Origin of the sequence: Faecalibacterium sp. AF28-13AC (genome assembly GCF_003478405.1) — a bacterium.
Taxonomy (GTDB): Bacteria; Bacillota; Clostridia; order Oscillospirales; family Ruminococcaceae; genus Faecalibacterium; species Faecalibacterium prausnitzii_E.
Genome location: NZ_QUFG01000006.1, coordinates 38,170 through 57,304, shown reverse-complemented (window position 1 = coordinate 57,304; position 19,135 = coordinate 38,170). Strand labels below are relative to the sequence as shown.

The window sequence follows — 19,135 nt, the reverse complement described above, 5'->3', positions numbered from 1 at the left end:
GAACCTCATTTCTCATCATACTAAAACATTTTGAACTACGAAATAAACCTCTCCGTCATCGCTGCGCGATGCTACCTCCCCTGATAGGGGAGGCCTTGGCAGTCCCCGCAAAGGATACGGTTTCGCCAGAGGCTCTCCTATCCGGAGAGCTGTCGAGCGAATGCGAGACTGAGAGGTTGATACCGCAGCTCATATCTTCTGGTATCAGTATGACAGATTTTTTACAAAAGGAATAGAACAAATTTTTTATAAATCCAGACTTTTTTGGGGAATTTTGAACGATTCCGGGGCAGAATACCTATTATAATGCGGGCGATGCCGGGAAAACTGTTGAAATCAACTACGCCAAGGAAAATATAGTGAAAGAGATTCCACATATTTTATGAAAAAACTGGCAAAGTGCCCAAACAATAATCGTAAAATTTTACGTTTTCACCTAAAAATTCTTCTAACGATGATTGCTAAAGATTTGTCATAATACTGATATACAAGCTGAAATGCAGTGAACCATACTTCAATGTGTTTTGCAGCAGCACTTGGAGAACCGAATCCAAGAATCGATCTATCTAAGGAGAAACCAATGGCAAATGAGATGAAGAAAGCCGCCCCCTTCGGCATGAAGGACAAGGTCGGCTACATGTTCGGTGATTTCGGCAACGATTTCACCTTCCTGCTGTCGTCGAGCTTCCTGATGAAGTTCTACACCGACGTCATGGGCGTCAACGCCGCCATCGTTGGCGTGGTGATGATGATCGCCCGTTTTGTGGATGCGTTCACCGATGTGGGCATGGGCCAGATCGTGGACCACTCCAAGCCCACCAAGGACGGCAAGTTCCGCCCCTGGATCAAGCGGATGTGCGGCCCGGTGGCCATCGCTTCCTTCCTGATCTATCAGTCCGGCCTGGCCGGGATGCCCTATGGCTTCAAGGTGGCCTGGCTGTTCATCACCTACATCCTGTGGGGCTCCATCTTCTATACCTCCATCAACATCCCTTACGGCTCCATGGCTTCCGCCGTCTCGGCAGACCCCAAGGACCGCGCAGAACTGTCCACCTGGCGCACCATCGGTTCCACACTGGCCAACATGGTCATCGGCGTGGCCACGCCCATGGTCGCCTATGTCGTCGTGGACGGCAAGACGGTGATGTCCGGCTCCCGCATGACCATCATCGCAGGCGTCTTCTCCATCTGCGCCATCCTGTGCTATATCGTCTGCTTCAAGCTGACTCGTGAGCGTGTCGAGGTCCCCGCAAGCAGCCAGAAGGTGAGTGCTTCCGCCATCTTCAAGAGCATCTTCACCAACCGGGCGCTGCTGGGCATCATCGTGGCGGCCATCTTCGTCCTGCTGAGCCAGCTGACTGTCATGAGCCTGGCCGGTTACGTTTACCCCAACGTGTACGGCAGCGCTGCCGCACAATCCACCGCCAGCCTGCTGGGCACGGTGATCATGCTGATCGTCTGCGCACCCTTTGCTTCCAAGCTGGCTGCAAAGTTCGGCAAGAAGGAGCTGGCTGTTGCCTCCAGCATCTGCTCCGCTCTGGTCTGGCTGGTCTGCCTGATCTGGCGTCCGGCCAGCGTCTGGGGCTTTGTGGCCTGCTACATCCTGGCCAATGTCGGCATGGGCTTTTTCAACACCATCATCTGGGCCATGATCACCGACGTCATCGACGACGCCGAGGTCCGCAGCGGCATCCGCGAGGACGGCACCATCTACTCGGTCTACTCCTTCGCCCGCAAGCTGGGTCAGGCCTTCTCTTCCGGTCTGGTCGGTGCCCTGCTGGGGATCATCGGCTACACCGAAGCGACTGCGTTTGACCCCGCTGTCACCCGCGGCATCTTCAACATGGCCTGCATCGCCCCCATCATTGGCTTTGTGTGCATCGTTCTGGCGCTGGTCTTCCTCTACCCGCTGAATAAGAAGAAGGTCGAGGAGAACGTGGCAGCTCTGGCTGCGCGCCGCAACAGCAAGTAATCCTTTGTAAAACATAGAACAAAGTGCTCTGCCGTCTTGGGATGGCAGGGCACTTTTTCTACGCTCGGCCACTTGTTTCTTGCAGAAAAATGCTGTATACTGATATATCAAATGAGATGTGAGAGATGCGATGAAACAGGAAAGGAGACGCCATGCGGGTCGATCCATTACAGGTGCTCACCAAACTGGCGGCAGCACAGAATATCCCCACCCGGCGGGTGACGCCGCCGTTCGACGGACTGGAAGAGTTCGACTACGGCCTGCGCCGCTCGCTGGACCCTCAGTTCGACTGGCAGGAGTTCGGCCGGCTGCTGCTGGAACAGACCCCGGCGCAGACGCTGCTCTTCGTGGAGGGCACCTTTGAGCTGCATTTTGCCCTCTTCCGCATCCCGGACGAGGAGAACACCGTCTTCCTCGTCGGGCCATGGACCTTTGGCCCCCGCAGCGAGAAGGCCCGCAAGTGGGCCCGCCGCTACCTGGGCGAGGACGGAGAGAATGCCGTGCAGGAATACTACAACGGCGTCAAGCTGCTGCAGGCGAACGATTTTTACATGGCCATCCGGGTCCTGGTCGGGATGATGATGGGGGAGGATCTGGTCGTGAAGGAGCTGAAGGAGTTTCTGCCCTTCTGCTTCCACCCGGACGTCCGGTATTTCAACGAGCCGAAGTTCCAGAAGGATATCCCCATCTCCATGCTGGAACAGCGGTACGAATCCGAGAACCGCATCCTGGATGCCGTGAGCCGCGGCGACGACGAAGCCGCCACCGAGGCCATGCACCATCACTCCCGCTTCACCTACGGTGGGCGGTTCGAAGGCTCGCTCTACCAGCAGAAGAACATGATGATCGTCTTCAACACCCTGCTGCGCAAGGCCATCGAGCCCAGCAAGGTGCATCCCTATTATATTGATGCCATCTCCAGCAAGTACGCCCGCATCATTGAGGAGGCCGACGAGATCCCCCGTGAGATGATGTGGCAGATGGTGCGGGACTACTGCGCCTATGTCCGCCGCTACTCGCTGAAGGAGTTCTCGCCCGCCGTCCAGAAGGTGATGAACTACGTCAACCTGAATGTCTCCGAGCCGCTGACACTGAAGAGTCTGGCGGCCATGTGCTTCATCAGCCCGTCGTATCTGTCGGCGCTGTTCAAGCAGGAGACCGGCACCACCCTCATCGACTATATCAACACCCAGCGTGTGAACCGTGCGGCCCAGCTGCTGGAGCAGAACAACCACAGCATCGCCGCCGTAGCCGAAGAAGTGGGCATTCTGGATGTGAATTACTTCACCAAGATCTTCAAAAAGACCCTCGGCGTCACCCCCACCCGCTACCGCCGGGAACACAAAGAAAAATAACTGCGAAACAGCAGAATGAAAAAAAGACCCATTTTGTCCTTTTGATGCGTACAGATTATGCAGCGGGACAAAGTGGGCTTTTTTGCATCGGATAGGATTGTTGCACACCGGAACGATCTCTGTAACTGTTTTGAGAGATTTCATGGACTTTTGTATGGAATTTGGACGCATGTTGCAAAATCGACAGAAATTGTGCTTGATATCAAAAAGAAACTTGTATCCAACAAAAGCAATTGTGAGGGATGCACAAAAGATTCCTTGGATTCTTGTGAACTTGTTCTATTGCGAATGGTCGTGCGGACGGTTATAATACAAACAGAATCACGAAACGTGCGATGTGCGCACGATTCGATTTTGCTGTGATATGCGAATGAAGGAGAACATTATTATGAAAATGATTTCGCGTCGTGACTTCATGAAGGCTTCCGCTGTTGTGGGTGCCGCTGGCGTTCTGACCGCCTGCGGCGGCTCCTCCAGCTCCACTGCTGCATCCTCTACTGCAGCTTCCACCGCTGCATCTTCTGCAGCCGCTTCCACCACCGGCAGCGCAAACATCGGCGTCTGCATCTATCAGTTCGCTGATAACTTCATGACCCTGTACCGCACCGATCTGGAAGAGTACCTGAAGGATATGGGCTACGCCGTCACCATCGTCGATGGCAAGAACGACCAGAACACCCAGACCGAGCAGATCAACACCTTCCTGCAGCAGGGCGTGGACGTCCTGGTCATCAACCCCGTCCAGACCACTTCTGCACAGACCATCGTGGACACCATCTCTCCGTCCGGCACCCCCATCGTCTTCATCAACCGTGAGCCGGAGAAGGCAGTTCTGGACTCCTACGCTGGCAAGTGCTGCTACGTTGGTGCAGACGCACGTCAGTCCGGTACTTATCAGGGCGAGCTGATCCTGGAGACCTCTACCCAGGGCGATATCAACGGCGACGGCAAGATCACCTACATCATGTGCAAGGGCGACCCCGAAAACATCGATGCACAGTATCGTACCGAGTACTCCATCAAGGCTCTGACCGACGCCGGCAAGGAAGTCGAGTGCCTGTATGAGTACCTGGATAACTGGGACCAGACCACCGCACAGCAGGACGTTGCAAACGCTCTGGCACAGTACGGCGAGAAGATCGAAGTCGTCTTCTGCAACAACGACGCAATGGCTCTGGGCGCTCTGCAGTCCATCGAGCAGGCTGGCCGCAAGGTCGGCGAGGACATCTATCTGGTCGGTGTTGACGCACTGAAGGAAGCTGTCCAGAACGTTGTTGACGGCAAGATGACCGGTACCGTCCTGAACGATGACGTTGGCCAGGCTACTGCCGCTGCCGACGCCACCAAGCTGTTCGTTGAGGGCAAGGATGTCGAAGAGTACTACTGGGTCGACTATGTGAAGGTCACCACCGAGAACGCTTCTCAGTATCTCTGATTCGGAGCTGAGAACCACTCACGGTTGCAAGGTACGCAGTGAGTCCGAAGCTTTCTAAAAGCTAACAAGCGCGTGCGTGCGAGATTCCTCGGCGCACGCGCTTTCCTTTCGGAACGAACCGTGCCTTATTTTGAACGACAAGGAGGCTCTGCGGAATGTCAGAATACCGTCTGGTAATGAAAGGCGTGGTCAAGACCTTCCCCGGCGTCAAAGCGCTGGACCACGCGCAGTTGGAGCTCCGCCCCGGCAAAGTCATGGCCCTGATGGGCGAAAACGGCGCTGGCAAGTCCACTTTGATGAAGTGCATGTTCGGCATTTACAAGATGGACGAAGGCGAGATCGAATACGAAGGACAAAAAGTCACCATCCCCAACCCTCTGGAAGCACTGAACCGCGGCATCGCGATGGTGCACCAGGAGCTGCAGCCCATCCCGGCCCGTACCGTGGCTGAGAACATCTGGCTGGGCCGCTTCCCCACCAAGAAGGCAGGTATCATCACCATAGTGGACCATGCCAAAATGTACGCCGATACCGATGCCCTGCTGAAGAAGCTGAAGCTGGACATCAACTCCCACGCAAAGCTGGGCAGCCTGAGTATCGCACAGATGCAGATGGTGGAGATCGCAAAGGCCGTCTCCGCAAACTGCAAGGTGCTGATTTTGGACGAGCCCACCTCCTCGCTGACTGCGAACGAGGTCGAGTCGCTGTTCCGCATCATGCGCGAGCTGAAGGAGCAGGGCGTTGCGCTGGTCTACATCAGCCATAAGATGGACGAGATCAAGGTCATCGCCGACGAAGTCACCATCATGCGCGATGGCCACTACATCGGCAAGTGGGACGTTGCCAACATGACCAAGGAGCAGATCATCGCCAAGATGGTCGGCCGTGAGCTGTCCAATCTGTTCCCGCCGCTGGAGAACCACCCCTCCGACGAGGTCATGATGAAGGTGGAGGACTTCACCTCCATCCACCCGCGTTCCTTCCGCCATTGCAGCTTCGAGCTGAAGAAGGGCGAGATCCTGGGCGTGGCCGGCCTGGTCGGTGCCCAGCGTACCGAGCTGATGGAGGGCATCTTCGGCCTGCGCGCCCACACCGCCGGTAAAGTGTGGATCAAGGGCGAAGAAGTCGAGATCAAACAGCCCCGCGACGCCATCCGCAAGAGCGTGGCGCTGCTGACGGAGGACCGCCGCGCCACCGGCATCATGGGTGTGCTGAGCGTTGCCGACAACATCTCCATTGCATCGCTGGACGCTCTGCGCAAGGGCCCCATCATGCTGGATGATAAGAAGATCCTCAATCTGGTCGCCACCAACAAGGAAAAGATGGCCATCAAGGTGCCCAGCCCCAAGACCGCCATCAAGAGCCTTTCCGGCGGTAACCAGCAGAAGGTGCTGATCGCCCGCTGGCTGGCCAATAACCCCGATGTGCTGATCCTCGACGAGCCCACCCGCGGCATCGACGTCGGTGCAAAGTACGAAATTTACTGCATCATTGCCGACCTGGCCAAGCAGGGCAAGAGCATCATCATGATCTCCTCCGAAATGAGCGAGATCATCGGTATGTCCAACCGTGTCATGGTCATGTGCGATGGCCGCATCACCGGCTTCATCGACGGCAAGGACGCCACCCAGGAGAACATCATGGCGCTGGCGACCCAGTTTGAGACCGCACCGACGACGGCAGCGGCCAATCAGTAAACAAGGAGGCTGTCTATTGTGGAAGCTACCAAGAAATTGAACGGCAAGTCCGTGAAAAAATGGCTGAGTGAAAATGCCATCATCGTCCTGATGCTTGCGGTCTCTCTGATCGTCGGCATCATCCACCCCAACTTCTTCGCAGTCGCAAACCTGATCAACCTGTTCAAGAACGTGTCCATCCGCTACATCATCGCGCTGGGCATCTCCGGCTGTCTGATCACCACCGGCAACGACCTGTCTGCCGGTCGTCTGGCTGGCTTTGCGGCCTGCCTGGCCTGCATCTTTGCGCAGACGGAAGGCGCAGCCGGTAAGTTCTACCCCAACCTGCCCACTCTGCCCACCCCGGTGGTCTTCATCCTGGTCATCGCCATCTGCGCCATCGTGGGTCTGTGCAACGGTCTGGTCGTCAGCTACCTGAAGGTCCAGCCCTTCATCGCTACCCTGGGTATGCAGCAGGTCGTCTACGGCATCTGCCTGGTCTACACCGGCGGTACCCCCATCGGCTCCCTGAACAAGGACTTCACCTCTCTGGCCTCCAACACCATCATCGGCATCCCGGTCCTGATCTGGTTCGCCCTGATCGTGGCTGCCTGCTTCTGGTTCCTGTACAACAAGACCCGCCACGGCAAGTACATGTACGCCATCGGCGGCAACGAGGCTGCGGCTGAGGTCGCTGGCGTCAACGTCAACGCCACCAAGATCCGCATCTACATCCTGGCTTCCTGCATGTTCGGTCTGGCAGGCTGCCTGCTGGCTGCAAAGTCCGGCGGCGCATCCGTCAACACTGCACAGGGCTATGAGCTGGACGCCATCGCAGCTTCTACCATCGGCGGCGTTTCCACCACCGGCGGTGTCGGCACCGTGCCCGGCATCCTGGTCGGCGTTCTGGTCTTTGAGTTGATGAAGGTCGCTCTGCAGTTCATGAACGTCAACTCCTCCTACACCTACATCGTGCAGGGCCTTGTCATCATCGTGGCTGTCGCCATTGATATCCGCAAGTACCTCGCCAAGAAGTAATTTCCCCCGAAAAGAGAGCGCCTGCTGGGCCGTCCACTCGTTGCAGTGGGCGGCCCGCTTTGTTATAATAGAAGAAAAACCAAGGAGAACGACCATGGCAGAATGGAATGAAAAAGAAGCCGAACTCGCCCGCCGCGAAGCACTGCTGGCCGAGCGCGAGGCCCAGCTGGAAAAAGAGCAGGCCGAACTGGAAGCGCGCAGGGCGCAGGGCGAAGCGGGGAAGAAGAGCCTGCTGAACAACAACGACCCCAATTTCGTGAACCCCAAGGAAAAGCTCTACGACAAGTTCCCGCTGAGCGTCCACCAGATGGACATCATCATCGGGGTGCTGTTTGCCCTCATCGTTCTGTTTCTGGTGCTGGGCATGACGCACACCAGCTTTTTCGGCCTGTTTGGCGGTTGAAAACGTGGAGCAGGAGCAGCCGCTCTTTGGGAGACTGCGTAGCCCGGCAGAGCCGCACTTGCAATTTCCTCCGGCGGATGGTATCATAGGCACTGCATATAAACTAGAACCACAAGGAGCAATCTTTTGATGAAGATCATGAATCGTATCCTCTCTGTTGTCGCTGCTGCTGCGCTGGCTGCCGGTCTGCTGGCAGGCTGCGGCGCTTCCTCTGCCGCAGGCAGCACAGCTTCTTCCGCTGCGTCCAGCGTGGCGGCATCTTCGGAGGCCGCTTCCTCGGAGGCTGCATCGGCAGAGGCTTCGGAAGCCAAGGTCAAGGCCCAGTTCACGGTGACCGGGGCCGACGGCGAGAGCCAGACCTTCGACCTGGAAGTGACCGACGGTGAGAAGCTGAGCGATGCGCTGGCCGAGGCCGGCATCATCAGCGCGGACGAGGCCGCTGCAGGCTTTGTCACCACCGTCAACGGCGAGACCGCCGACTGGGACAAGGACAGCGCCTGGTGGTGCCTGACCGACGCTTCCGGTGAGATGACCGCCGTGGGCGTGGCGGACATCGAGCTGCACGACGGCGACAGCTATGCCTTTACCTACACGAAGTAAGGAACCCATGCACACCAGAGTGCTGCGGCTGGTCCTCAGCGGGCTGATGGGCGCACTTCTGGTGGTGAGCAAACAGGCTATGAGCGGCCTCCCGAACATCGAGCCGGTGACGCTCCTCATCATCCTGTTCGCGCTGGAACTGCCCCGCGAGACGCCGGGGGCCATCACGGTGTTTCTGGTATTGCAGGGTGTGCTGTATGGCTTCGGCCTGTGGTGGGCGATGTATCTGTATGTCTGGTATCTGCTGGCCTTTCTGGCCCGGCTGCTGCGCCGGATGGACCATGCCCTCGGCTGGGCTGTGTTCAGCGGGCTGTACGGCCTGTGCTTCGGCGGGCTGTGCGCAGCGGTGTATCTTGTGGCCAAGACGCCCGCCTTCGCGCTGAGCTGGTGGCTGAGCGGCCTTTCCTACGACGCGATGCACGGCGTGGGCAACTTTGCCCTCATGCTGCTGCTCTACCGGCCTCTGCGCACGGCGCTGCGCACCGCTAAAAAACAGATCCATGGATGAAAAAAGACGTGCTGCACAGCGTGTGCGGCACGTCTTTTTCGTTATCCTAAGATCTTTTCCAGCAGCCAGAGCAGAATGCCGGGCAGACCGGCCTGCTCCAGAAACCAGAGCAGGATCGAGGACGAAAGGGAAAAGGTGGAAAGCATGAGCGGTTCTCCTTCCTTCAGATCTGAGAGCGCATTGCAACAGGCACTCCAGTAAAAATACGAAGGAGAAAGGACCGCGATTGCTGGAAAATTTTAGCGCTTCACGTTGAACGCTTCCATGCCGGGATAGACGGCGCTGGCACCCAGGTGCTCCTCGATGCGGAGCAGCTGGTTGTACTTGGCCACACGCTCGGTGCGGCTGGGCGCACCGGTCTTGATCTGGCAGGTGTTCAAGGCCACGGCCAGGTCGGCGATGGTGGTGTCCTCGGTCTCACCGGAGCGGTGCGAGCTGATGGCGGTGTAACCGGCCTTGTGGGCCATCTTGATGGCCTCCAGCGTCTCGGAGACCGAACCGATCTGGTTCAGCTTGATCAGGATGGCGTTTCCGGCACCCAGCTGGATGCCCTTGGCCAGGCGCTCGGTGTTGGTGACGAACAGGTCGTCGCCCACCAGCTGAACCTTGCCGCCCAGCTCGCGGGTCATCTCCTGCCAGCCCTCCCAGTCCTCTTCGTCCAGACCGTCCTCGATGGAAATGATGGGGTACTTCTCCACCAGACTCTTCCAGTGGGCGATCAGCTCGCTGGAGGTGTACTCTGTGCCCGCCTTGGGCAGCTTGTAGAAACCCTTGCCCTTGGGGCTCTTCCACTCGGAGGAAGCGGCATCCATGGCCAGCATGAAGTCCTTGCCGGGCTGATAACCGGCTTTCTCGATGGCGGCCAGAATGGTCTCGATGGTCTCCTCGTCACTGGACAGGTTGGGCGCAAACCCGCCCTCGTCGCCGACGGAGGTGGCCAGACCTTTGGCCTTCAGGATGGAGGCCAGAGCGTGGAAGACCTCGGCGCACCAGCGCAGCGCCTCTTTGAAGGAGGGGGCACCCACGGGCATGATCATGAACTCCTGGGTATCCACGGTGTTGGTGGCGTGTGCGCCGCCGTTCAGGATGTTCATCATCGGGACGGGCAGGCGGTTGCCGTTCACGCCGCCCAGAAAACGATACAGCGGCATCTCCAGCGAAGCGGCGGCTGCGCGGCAGGCGGCGATGGACACGGCCAGAATGGCGTTTGCGCCCAGATTGGACTTGTCCTTGGTGCCGTCGGCTTTGCGCATGGCGGCATCGACTGCATAGATGTCGGAGGCATCCAGCCCCACGACAGCATCGGCGATGACGGTGTTGATGTTCTCAACGGCTTTGGTCACGCCCTTGCCCAGATAACGGCTCTTGTCGCCGTCGCGCAGTTCCAGAGCCTCGAACTCGCCGGTGGATGCGCCGGAGGGGGCACAGCCGCGGGCGACAGTGCCGTCGGCGAGCGTGATCTCAGCTTCGACGGTGGGGTTCCCGCGGGAGTCTAAGATCTCGCGGCCGACAACGGATTCGATTTCCAGATAATTCATAAGAAAGACCTCCCGGTAATGATTTGAGATAGTGGATAGTCAATACTAACTAACTGCCTTTATCCTACCACGTCCTGTGCCTGGTTGCAAGAGGGGATTGCGATGTTTGCGGCTGTAAACATCATCAGTCTGCCCGGAGGCGGGGGCGGATATGCCGGGAGGTGGGAAGGCGGCCGCCGCCGCACCTGCCCGGAACCGACCGGACGGCAATGTGTAACCTTTTTGACATTCGTGAAAACCGTTCATTTTAGGGTGAAACAAAGTGAATGATTTAGAAAAACAGCCAAAAGTGATATGGAAATTTTGTGTATTTTAACATGATTTGACGGAAAAGGCCCGGAAAAGTATGGACGGTTTGTGAATTGCGAACGGCCCCGAAGGGGGCTATAATGAAACTACCGAGAGCAGAGCCGCTTTGAGGGAAAGGGCTCTGCTTTCTGCATTTTGCAAATACTTCCAAACAGGAGGATAACGATTATGAAAAAGATGATCACCCGTCGTAACTTTCTGGCGGCTGCCGGTGTCGTGGCTGCTGCCGGTGTCCTGACCGCCTGCGGTGGTTCTTCTTCCAGCACGGCTGCTTCCGGTTCTGCGGCTGGTTCCGCAGCCGGTTCCGCTGCTTCCGGTGAGACCATCAAGGTGGGCGTCATGGGCCCCCTGAGCGGCAATGTTTCCGTTTACGGCCAGGCCGTTGTCAACGGTGCGAGCCTGTACCTGAAGCAGGTCAACGCCGATGGCGGCATCAACGGCAAGCAGATCGAGATCCTGACCGAGGATGAGCAGGGCGACGCCACCCAGGCCGTCAACTGCTTCACCAAGATGGTGGACGAGGGCATCACGGCACTGGTCGGCGATGTCACCACCACCCCCACGCTGGCCGTGGCTGCTGAGAGCGCCGACTACAACATGCCCATGGTCACTGCTTCTGCGACCGCAGAGGCCGTTACCTACGATGCCGAGACCGACACCGTGAACGCCAACGTCTTCCGTGCCACCTTCACCGACCCGTTCCAGGGCATCAAGATGGCAGATTACGCTTACAAGAAGCTGGGCTACACCAAGGCTGCTGTCATCTTTAAGAAGGGCGCAGACTACAACGAGGGCCTGGCTGAGAACTTCGTCAACGAGTTCGAGAGCTTGGGCGGCACCATCGTCGATCAGGAGAGCTACTCCGACGGCGACGTGGACTTCAAGACCCAGCTGACCAGCATCCTGGGCAAGGCTCCGGAGACGGTCTTCTGCCCCAACTACTATGAGGAAGTGGGCCAGATCCTGTCGCAGGCTGAGAGCATCGGCCTGACCGTTCCGTTCCTGGGCGGCGACGGCTGGGACGGCCTGGAGGGCTATGCGACCGCTGACCAGCTGAAGGACAGCTACTTCTGCGCCAACTACGCAAAGGGCGCTTCTCCGGAGTTCGAGGAGGCCTACAAGGCAGAGTACGGCGAGGAGTACCCCAACGGCTTCGCACCTCTGGGCTACGACGCTGCCAAGACCGTGGTCTACGGCCTGCAGGCTGCGGAGGACGCCGGTCTGGAAGCAGGCAGCGACGAGTACAAGCAGGCTGTCATTGACGCCATCGCTTCCGGCTCCATCGACGGCATCACCGGCACCTTCACCTTCGACGAGCACCACAACCCCGTCAAGGAGACTGCGATCCTGACCTATGTGGATGGCAAGCCCGAACTGAAGGAAATGTTCTAATCTCTCGTATCAGAACCACTTGCGGAGACCGCCGAAACGGGTTGTCTCCGCTTTTTTGGTAAACAAGTGTCTCCCAAAAGGCGTGGCAAAACGCCGCAAAGAAAGGAAGTATCCATCCATGACAGTGTTTTTTAGTCAGCTGATCAACGGTCTTTCCCTGGGCAGCATCTATGCACTGATCGCACTGGGCTACAGCATGGTGTACGGCATCATCCTGCTGCTGAACTTTGCCCACGGCGATGTCATTATGGTGGGCGCGTACATGTCCTGGTTCGTGATGAACCAGCTGGGCCTTGGCCCGGTGACGGCTGTCTGCGCCACCGTCGTTACCTGCACCCTGCTGGGCGTGGTGATCGAAAAGGTCGCCTACACCCCGCTGCGCAGTGCGCCCCGCATCTCGCTGCTGATCACGGCCATCGGCGTGTCCTTCTTCCTGGAGTATACGGCGGAGCTGCTGATGGGCTCCGGTGCAAAGGTCATCCCGTCCTACTTTGAAGCCAGGACCTTCTACTTCGGCAAAGTGCCGGTGGGCCTGACCTCCGTGATCACGCTGGTGGTCACTGTGCTGTCCATGCTCGTGCTGACCTTCCTGGTCCAGAAGACCAAGCTCGGCAAGGCCATGCGCGCCGTCTCCGAGGATATGGATGCGGCCCGCCTGATGGGCATCAACGTCAACAGCACCATCTCCTTCACCTTTGCGGTGGGTTCTGCGCTGGCCGGTATCGGCGCAGTGCTGTACTGCTGCTCCTACCCGCAGGCAACGCCCACCATGGGCTCCATGCTGGGCCTGAAAGCCTTCGTTGCCGCAGTTCTGGGCGGCATCGGTTCCATTCCGGGCGCGATGATCGGCGGCATCGCCATCGGCCTGTGCGAGTGCTTCGTTTCCGCCATCGGCCTTTCCGCCTGGAAGGACGCTGTTACGTTTGCGATCCTGATCATCGTGCTGCTGTTCAAGCCCACCGGCTTCCTTGGCCGCAAGGTGCAGGAAAAGGTGTAAGGAGGGCATGAAGATGAATACCAAACGCAAAACGCTCAAAATGCCCGTGCGCTACCTGATGAATACGGTGCTGGTGGCGCTGCTGTTCCTGGGGCTTTCCTACCTGACCGGAAATCTGCTTTCCACCTACCAGAACAAGGTGCTGATGACCGTGGGCATCAACATCATCCTGGCCGTGTCTTTGAACGTGGCCACCGGCTATCTGGGCCAGCTGCCGCTGGGCCATGCCGGTTTCATGGCCGTGGGTGCTTACACCTGCGCGCTGTTCACCAAGTACAGCCCCCTGCCCAGCGGCATCTCCTTTGCCATTGGTCTGGTGCTGGCCTGCATCATGGCGGGCCTGTTCGGTGTGCTGATCGGCATCCCAGCTCTGCGCCTGACCGGTGACTATCTGGCCATCCTGACGCTTGGCTTTGGCGAGATCATCCGCATCACGCTGAACAACATCGACGATGTGCTGGGTTACAGCCTGTTCTACGGTTCCAAGGGCCTGAAGAACATCCCCAAGTATTCCCATTTCAGCAATGTGTTCCTGTGCGTGGTCATCACCTGCTTCCTGATCCACGCCATGATGAAGAGCCGCCACGGCCGTGCCGTCCTCGCCATCCGCGACAACGAGATCGCGGCCGAGAGCTGCGGCATCCAGACCACCTACTATAAGGTCATGGCCTTTGCCTTCTCTGCTGCCTTCGCCGGTCTGGCCGGTGGTCTGTACGCCTGCTACATCGGCGTTCTGAACCCCTCGACCTTCGGTTTCATGAAGTCCATCGAGATCCTGGTCATGGTCGTTCTGGGCGGCATGGGCTCCATGCTGGGCTCCATCCTCTCGGCAACGGTGCTGACCATCCTGCCCGAAGCGACCCGCAGCTTCGACAGCTACCGCATGGTCATCTACTCGCTGGTGCTGATCCTGATGATGATCTTCCGCCCCGGCGGACTGCTGGGCAGCTACGACTTCTCCATGAGCCGCATCGTGGAGAAGGTCCTGAACGGGGAACTGTTCCGCAAGAAGAACAAGGAGGGTGCAGACCATGAGTGAGTTCCAGACGAGACTGAACAGCGTCCCCTCCGGCGGTTTCCTGACCGACCGCGACAAGGACAAAAAGCCCATCCTCGACGTGCGCGAGCTGGGCATCGACTTCGGCGGCCTGACCGCAGTGGACGGCTTCAACCTGATGATCGGCCGCAACGAGATCACCGGCCTCATCGGCCCCAACGGTGCCGGTAAGACCACCGTTTTCAACCTGCTGACCAACGTGTACCAGCCCACCCGCGGCTCCATCCTGATCGACGGGATGCCCACGGCAGGCAAGAAGACCTATCAGGTCAACCGGATGGGCGTAGCCCGCACCTTCCAGAACATCCGCCTGTTCAAGGAGCTGTCGGTCATCGACAACATCAAGGTCGGCCTGCATGAGTCCATGAAGTACAACCTGGCCTCCTCCCTGATCCGTCTGCCCAACTACTGGAAGGAAGAAAAGAAGTGCACCGAGCGGGCACTGGAGCTGCTGGATATCTTCCACATGGCCGACCTGGCCAACACCCCGGCGGGCAGCCTGCCCTATGGTGCACAGCGCCGGTTGGAGATCATGCGCGCCCTGGCTACCAGCCCGAAGTTGCTGCTTCTGGACGAGCCTGCTGCCGGTATGAACCCCTCCGAGACCGCTGAGCTGACCGAGACCATCCGCCGCATCCGCGACGAATTCGACATTGCCGTGCTGCTGATCGAGCACGACATGAGCCTGGTCATGGGGATCTGCGAGGGCATCGCGGTGCTGAACTTTGGCCGCATCATCGCCAAGGGCACCCCGGATGAGATCCGCAACAACCCGCAGGTCGTTGAGGCCTATCTGGGCAAGAAGGAGGGCTGACCGATGGCAGATTCTATGCTGAAAGTGGAGAACATCAACGTCTATTACGGCAACATCCACGCCGTCAAGGACGTTTCGTTTGAGGTCCACGAAGGGGAGATCGTGACCCTGATCGGTGCCAACGGTGCCGGTAAGTCCACTACCCTGAAGACCATTTCCGGCCTGCTCCACCCGAAGACGGGCGATGTCCTGTACAAGGGCAAGAGCATCAAGGGCGTCCGTGCCCACAAGATCGTGGAGGCCGGTCTGGCCCATGTGCCGGAGGGACGCCACGTCTTCCTGCACATGACCGTGGAGGAAAATCTGGAAATGGGCGGCTACACCCAGCCTGCCTCCACCATCGGCCCCAACAAGGAAAAGGTCTTTGAACTGTTCCCCCGCCTGAAGGAGCGCCGCAAACAGCTGGCGGGCACCATGTCCGGCGGTGAGCAGCAGATGCTGGCCATGGGCCGCGCGCTGATGAGCAACGCCTCCATGCTGATGCTGGATGAACCGTCCATGGGCCTGTCGCCTCTGCTGGTGCAGGAGATCTTCGACATCATCCGGAACATCCACAAGGAGGGTATGACCATCCTGCTGGTCGAGCAGAACGCGCAGATGGCGCTTTCCGTGGCCGACCGGGCCTATGTTCTGGAGACCGGCCGTGTTGTCATGGATGGCACCGGTGCCGAGCTGCTGACCAATGAGCGTGTCCGCAGCGCCTATCTGGGCGGCTGAGGCACGGTATATAGAGCAAGAAAAAAGGACTGTCGCGTTCGCGACAGTCCTTTTTTGTTGTGTCTCACTTGATGCAGGTGGAACAGGGAGTGTAGCCTGCTGCAATGGCCTCGTCGTAGCTGGAGAAGAGGATCTGGTTCTTCTCTGCCGGGAGGTTCGGGCAGGTGGGCAGATGGAACTTTTTGGAGTTCACGTTGCCGATGTAGGTCTGCTGTGCCGTGCTGGATGCCGCCGGGGCGGTGGGGTTCAGCTCGGCGTCGGTGGCGGTCTTGTCGGTGCGGATGGTGTAGTTCTGGCCGTCCGACCCGATGACGACCGTGCCCAGCAGGTCGGTGCGGTAGACGTCCACGCCTGCATCCCGCAGGATGCTCAGGGTCTCCTCATGCGGGTGGCCGTATTTGTTGTTCACGCCGCAGGAGATGACGCCCATTTCGGGCAGGACGGCATTCAAAAAGAGGTAGCTCGTCGAGGTGCTGGAACCGTGGTGGCCCACCTGCAAAACATCGGCCTTCAGGTTGGCTCCGCTGTTCACCAGGTCGCGCTCTGCATCCGATTCCATGTCGCCGGTCAGGAGGAAGCTGGTGGCACCATAATCTACCCGCAGGACGATCGAGGTGTCATTCGTCTCACTGTATTGTGCCACCGGACCCAGCATCGTCACCGTTGCACCGCCCAGCTGCCAGACGGTGCCCACGGTGGGCACCTCGACCTGCAGGCCCTGCTGCTGGGTGTACTTCACAAAATCCTGAAAGCACTTGGTGGAGGCCTCCGTCACCGGGCTGTACACATGGTTCGCCGGGAAGAAGGCCAGCGCAGCGGCCAGCCCGCCCACATGGTCTTCATGCGCGTGGGAGCAGAAGACGTATTGCAGCTCTTCCACGCCCTGCTTCTGCAAATAGCTGACCACCATGCTGCCGTCGTCCACGTTGCCGCCGTCGTACAGCATGTACTGGCCATCGCACTCCACCAGGACGCTGAGCGCCTGCCCCACGTCGAGAAAGTGCATCCGGAAGCTGTCGGCGGTCTGCACCCCACTGGATGCCGGGTTCGGGATCACATCGGCGCTGCCGCCCGGAAGGACGGATGCCCCGTCACAGGCCGCAAGGCCCAGGGCCAGCGCAGCGGCCAACGCCAGTGCGGCCAGCCGCCGCAAAGGCTTTCGCCAGAAACTTACTTTTTCCGATTTGTATTTTTCCACGTCGTATTCTCTTTCTGTTGATCGTTTTTCGGCTTATGGCCGGGGGCAGAGCGGGGCGCGAACCGTGCGCCGGGGCTGGGCTGACGTCCGCCCGCACTGCGGTTCGCCGGGGCGGCATGGCCCTGCGGACGGCCCTTGCCCTTGCCGTTGGGGCGGACGGTGTAGGTGCCGTCGTTGTGGATGGTCACCTCGGCGGCCTCGGCTCTGCGGGCCGAGCGCTGGACGGCGCGGCGGCCCTCGGCGGGCACCAGCAGCGGGATGAGGTCCTCGCGGTGGGTCATTTTGAGCGCCTTGATGACCTTTTCGGCGTTGCGCGGCTCGTAATACTGGAGCAGTGCGCGCTGCAGCGCCTTGCCCTCGGCGGTCTTCTCCACGAACACCGGCTTGAGGGTGTAGGGGTCCAGACCGGTATAGAACATGCAGGTGCTCACGGTGCCGGGTGTGGGATAGAAGTCCTGCACCTGCTCCGGGCGCATGTGGTTCTTGTAAAGGTACTCGGCCAGATAGACCGCGTCGCTCAGGGTGCTGCCCGGATGGCTGGACATCAGGTAGGGCACAAGGTACTGCTTTTTGCCCGCCTTTTTGCTCAGCTCGTAGAACTTATCCTTGAACTTGTTGAAGGTCTGGATGGGCGGCTTGCCCATGTAGGCGAGGGTATTGGGGGCGCAGTGCTCCGGGGCAACTTTCAGCTGGCCGGAGACGTGGTATTCCACCAGCTCCTTGAAGAAGGTATCGTCCGGGTCTGCCATCAGATAGTCGAACCGGATGCCGCTGCGGATGAACACCTTCTTGACGCCCGGCAGCTCCCGGACGCGGCGCAGGATCTTCAGATAGTCGCTGTGGTCCACGATCATGTGGGAGCAGGTCGTGGGGGCCAGGCAGTGCTTGCCGCCATTGCACATGCCCCGCAGCATCTGTTCGCGGCAGGACGGGAAGCGGAAGTTTGCCGTGGGGCCGCCGATGTCGTGGATGTAGCCCTTGAAATCCGGCTCATGGGTCATCCGCTCGGCCTCGGCCACGATGCTGTCGGCACTGCGGCTGGTCACGCGGCGGCCCTGATGCAGCTGGATGGCGCAGAAGTTGCAGCCGCCGAAGCAGCCGCGGTTCTGGATGATGGAGAACTGCACCTCCCGGATGGCGGGCACACCGCCCATGGCCTCGTAGATGGGGTGATATCGGCGGGTGTAGGGCAGGGCATAGACCCGATCCAGCTCCCAGCGCACCAGCGGCTTTGCCGGGATGTTCTGGACGAGGTACTTCTCGCTCTGCTTCTGGACGATGATCTGGCCGCTGACGACATCCTGATTGTCCATCTGGATGCGGCAGGCTTTGGCGTAGGCGGTCTTATCGGACGCCACCTTTTTGAAGCCCGCGCACTCCACATATTTTTCGGGCAGGTGGTCGAAGTCGGTCAGGTAGCAGGTGCCGTCCACATCGGTGATGGAGCTTACCGGTTCACCGGCCGCCAGCCGCCTGGCAATGGCAACGGTCTGGTGTTCGCCCATGCCGAAGCTGATGATGTCTGCGCCGGAGTCCTCCGCGATGCTGGGCAGGACGGTGTCCAGCCAGTAATCGTAGTGGGCGAACCGCCGCAGCGAGGCTTCCAGACCGCCCAGGATCACGGGCAGGTCAGGGTAGGCCTGCTTGGCCAGCCTGGTATACACGGTGGCGCTGCGGTCCGGCCGGGCACCGCCCTTTCCGCCGGGGGAGTATTCGTCCTCGGCGCGGGGGATCTTGGCGACGGAGTAGTGGCTGACCATGCTGTCCACATTGCCGCCGCCGATGAAGAAGCCGTACTTCGGCTTCCCGAACCGCTTGAAGTCCTCGCAGTCGGTATAGCGGGGCTGGGCCAGTACGCCCACCTTGTAGCCCTCGGCTTCCAGCAGGCGGCTGATGATGGCGGTGCCAAAGCTGGGGTGGTCCACATAGGCGTCGCCGCCCACGACCACAAAGTCCAGCTGCTCCCATCCCCGCGCCTCCATGTCCGCGCGGCTGATGGGGAGAAATTCGGTGTAGATCTGGGAAGAGTTTTCCATAATGCTCCTTTTATTTTATCGTTCGTTCCGTTTCGCCTCTGGATCGCGGGTTTCCCGCTCCGGGGAGAACGGACACGTCAGTGTCTGCGC

General features: G+C 59.2%; 16 protein-coding genes. 13 read left to right on the top strand and 3 right to left on the bottom strand.

The window, feature by feature from the left end:
* The first annotated feature begins 580 nt into the window (after nucleotides 1–580).
* The 8 genes from DWY95_RS09810 (at nucleotide 581) to DWY95_RS09775 (ending at nucleotide 8,987) form a co-directional block, all read left to right on the top strand.
* Nucleotides 581–1,972, top strand: coding sequence for a glycoside-pentoside-hexuronide (GPH):cation symporter (locus tag DWY95_RS09810; protein ID WP_118553380.1), 1,392 nt, complete (start codon nucleotides 581–583; stop codon nucleotides 1,970–1,972).
* Nucleotides 1,973–2,124: 152 nt separating this feature from the next.
* A complete protein-coding gene (locus DWY95_RS09805; protein WP_118553379.1) occupies nucleotides 2,125–3,327 on the top strand; it encodes an AraC family transcriptional regulator in 1,203 nt (400 codons plus the stop codon).
* Between the two features lie 388 nt (nucleotides 3,328–3,715).
* Nucleotides 3,716–4,762 carry a substrate-binding domain-containing protein gene (locus DWY95_RS09800; protein ID WP_243082705.1) on the top strand — a complete coding sequence of 349 codons (1,047 nt, stop codon included), beginning with the start codon at nucleotides 3,716–3,718 and terminating at the stop codon, nucleotides 4,760–4,762.
* Between the two features lie 155 nt (nucleotides 4,763–4,917).
* Nucleotides 4,918–6,459 (top strand): sugar ABC transporter ATP-binding protein, encoded by a 1,542-nt coding sequence (locus DWY95_RS09795; protein ID WP_118553377.1) that lies wholly within the window; start codon nucleotides 4,918–4,920, stop codon nucleotides 6,457–6,459.
* A gap of 18 nt (nucleotides 6,460–6,477) precedes the next feature.
* The gene (locus DWY95_RS09790; RefSeq protein WP_118553376.1) at nucleotides 6,478–7,476 is read left to right on the top strand and encodes a beta-methylgalactoside transporter; all 999 of its coding nucleotides are present in this window, start codon (nucleotides 6,478–6,480) and stop codon (nucleotides 7,474–7,476) included.
* A 94-nt stretch (nucleotides 7,477–7,570) separates the two neighbouring features.
* Nucleotides 7,571–7,879: a hypothetical protein gene (locus tag DWY95_RS09785; RefSeq protein WP_118553375.1), complete on the top strand. Its 309-nt coding sequence runs from the start codon at nucleotides 7,571–7,573 to the stop codon at nucleotides 7,877–7,879.
* A 129-nt stretch (nucleotides 7,880–8,008) separates the two neighbouring features.
* Nucleotides 8,009–8,479 (top strand): DUF4430 domain-containing protein, encoded by a 471-nt coding sequence (locus DWY95_RS09780; protein ID WP_118553374.1) that lies wholly within the window; start codon nucleotides 8,009–8,011, stop codon nucleotides 8,477–8,479.
* A gap of 7 nt (nucleotides 8,480–8,486) precedes the next feature.
* Nucleotides 8,487–8,987, top strand: a complete 501-nt coding sequence (locus DWY95_RS09775) for a hypothetical protein (RefSeq protein WP_097791442.1) — start codon at nucleotides 8,487–8,489, stop codon at nucleotides 8,985–8,987.
* 239 nt (nucleotides 8,988–9,226) lie between these two features.
* On the opposite strand, the gene eno is transcribed toward DWY95_RS09775, so the two are convergent.
* Entirely contained in the window at nucleotides 9,227–10,525 is a 1,299-nt protein-coding gene (gene eno, locus DWY95_RS09770) for a phosphopyruvate hydratase (protein WP_097791441.1), read from the bottom strand.
* A 477-nt stretch (nucleotides 10,526–11,002) separates the two neighbouring features.
* Between eno and DWY95_RS09765 the strand changes: the two genes are divergently transcribed.
* The 5 genes from DWY95_RS09765 to DWY95_RS09745 all read left to right on the top strand — a co-directional run bounded on the left by DWY95_RS09765 (nucleotide 11,003) and on the right by DWY95_RS09745 (nucleotide 15,811).
* Nucleotides 11,003–12,226, top strand: a complete 1,224-nt coding sequence (locus tag DWY95_RS09765) for an ABC transporter substrate-binding protein (RefSeq protein ID WP_118553373.1) — start codon at nucleotides 11,003–11,005, stop codon at nucleotides 12,224–12,226.
* A gap of 118 nt (nucleotides 12,227–12,344) precedes the next feature.
* Nucleotides 12,345–13,223: a branched-chain amino acid ABC transporter permease gene (locus DWY95_RS09760; RefSeq protein ID WP_118553372.1), complete on the top strand. Its 879-nt coding sequence runs from the start codon at nucleotides 12,345–12,347 to the stop codon at nucleotides 13,221–13,223.
* A gap of 13 nt (nucleotides 13,224–13,236) precedes the next feature.
* Nucleotides 13,237–14,262, top strand: coding sequence for a branched-chain amino acid ABC transporter permease (locus tag DWY95_RS09755; RefSeq protein WP_118553371.1), 1,026 nt, complete (start codon nucleotides 13,237–13,239; stop codon nucleotides 14,260–14,262).
* Nucleotides 14,255–15,094, top strand: coding sequence for an ABC transporter ATP-binding protein (locus DWY95_RS09750; RefSeq protein WP_118553370.1), 840 nt, complete (start codon nucleotides 14,255–14,257; stop codon nucleotides 15,092–15,094). Before DWY95_RS09755 ends, DWY95_RS09750 begins: the two co-directional genes overlap by 8 nt.
* A gap of 15 nt (nucleotides 15,095–15,109) precedes the next feature.
* Complete coding sequence (locus DWY95_RS09745) at nucleotides 15,110–15,811, top strand: ABC transporter ATP-binding protein (protein WP_337995358.1); 702 nt, start codon at nucleotides 15,110–15,112, stop codon at nucleotides 15,809–15,811.
* A gap of 64 nt (nucleotides 15,812–15,875) precedes the next feature.
* On the opposite strand, the gene DWY95_RS09740 is transcribed toward DWY95_RS09745, so the two are convergent.
* The gene (locus DWY95_RS09740) at nucleotides 15,876–17,009 is read right to left on the bottom strand and encodes an MBL fold metallo-hydrolase (protein ID WP_118553368.1); all 1,134 of its coding nucleotides are present in this window, start codon (nucleotides 17,007–17,009) and stop codon (nucleotides 15,876–15,878) included.
* Nucleotides 16,982–19,045: a YgiQ family radical SAM protein gene (locus tag DWY95_RS09735; RefSeq protein ID WP_118553367.1), complete on the bottom strand. Its 2,064-nt coding sequence runs from the start codon at nucleotides 19,043–19,045 to the stop codon at nucleotides 16,982–16,984. The genes DWY95_RS09740 and DWY95_RS09735 overlap by 28 nt, the downstream gene beginning before the upstream one ends.
* Nucleotides 19,046–19,135 lie beyond the last annotated feature (90 nt).

Coding starts and splice junctions, on each gene's coding strand:
- DWY95_RS09810 (WP_118553380.1), top strand. CDS start 581: ATGGCAAATGAGATGAAGAAAGCCGCCCCCTTCGGCATGAAGGACAAG.
- DWY95_RS09805 (WP_118553379.1), top strand. CDS start 2,125: ATGCGGGTCGATCCATTACAGGTGCTCACCAAACTGGCGGCAGCACAG.
- DWY95_RS09800 (WP_243082705.1), top strand. CDS start 3,716: ATGAAAATGATTTCGCGTCGTGACTTCATGAAGGCTTCCGCTGTTGTG.
- DWY95_RS09795 (WP_118553377.1), top strand. CDS start 4,918: ATGTCAGAATACCGTCTGGTAATGAAAGGCGTGGTCAAGACCTTCCCC.
- DWY95_RS09785 (WP_118553375.1), top strand. CDS start 7,571: ATGGCAGAATGGAATGAAAAAGAAGCCGAACTCGCCCGCCGCGAAGCA.
- DWY95_RS09780 (WP_118553374.1), top strand. CDS start 8,009: ATGAAGATCATGAATCGTATCCTCTCTGTTGTCGCTGCTGCTGCGCTG.
- DWY95_RS09775 (WP_097791442.1), top strand. CDS start 8,487: ATGCACACCAGAGTGCTGCGGCTGGTCCTCAGCGGGCTGATGGGCGCA.
- eno (WP_097791441.1), bottom strand. CDS start 10,525: ATGAATTATCTGGAAATCGAATCCGTTGTCGGCCGCGAGATCTTAGAC.
- DWY95_RS09765 (WP_118553373.1), top strand. CDS start 11,003: ATGAAAAAGATGATCACCCGTCGTAACTTTCTGGCGGCTGCCGGTGTC.
- DWY95_RS09760 (WP_118553372.1), top strand. CDS start 12,345: ATGACAGTGTTTTTTAGTCAGCTGATCAACGGTCTTTCCCTGGGCAGC.
- DWY95_RS09755 (WP_118553371.1), top strand. CDS start 13,237: ATGAATACCAAACGCAAAACGCTCAAAATGCCCGTGCGCTACCTGATG.
- DWY95_RS09750 (WP_118553370.1), top strand. CDS start 14,255: ATGAGTGAGTTCCAGACGAGACTGAACAGCGTCCCCTCCGGCGGTTTC.
- DWY95_RS09745 (WP_337995358.1), top strand. CDS start 15,110: ATGCTGAAAGTGGAGAACATCAACGTCTATTACGGCAACATCCACGCC.
- DWY95_RS09735 (WP_118553367.1), bottom strand. CDS start 19,045: ATGGAAAACTCTTCCCAGATCTACACCGAATTTCTCCCCATCAGCCGC.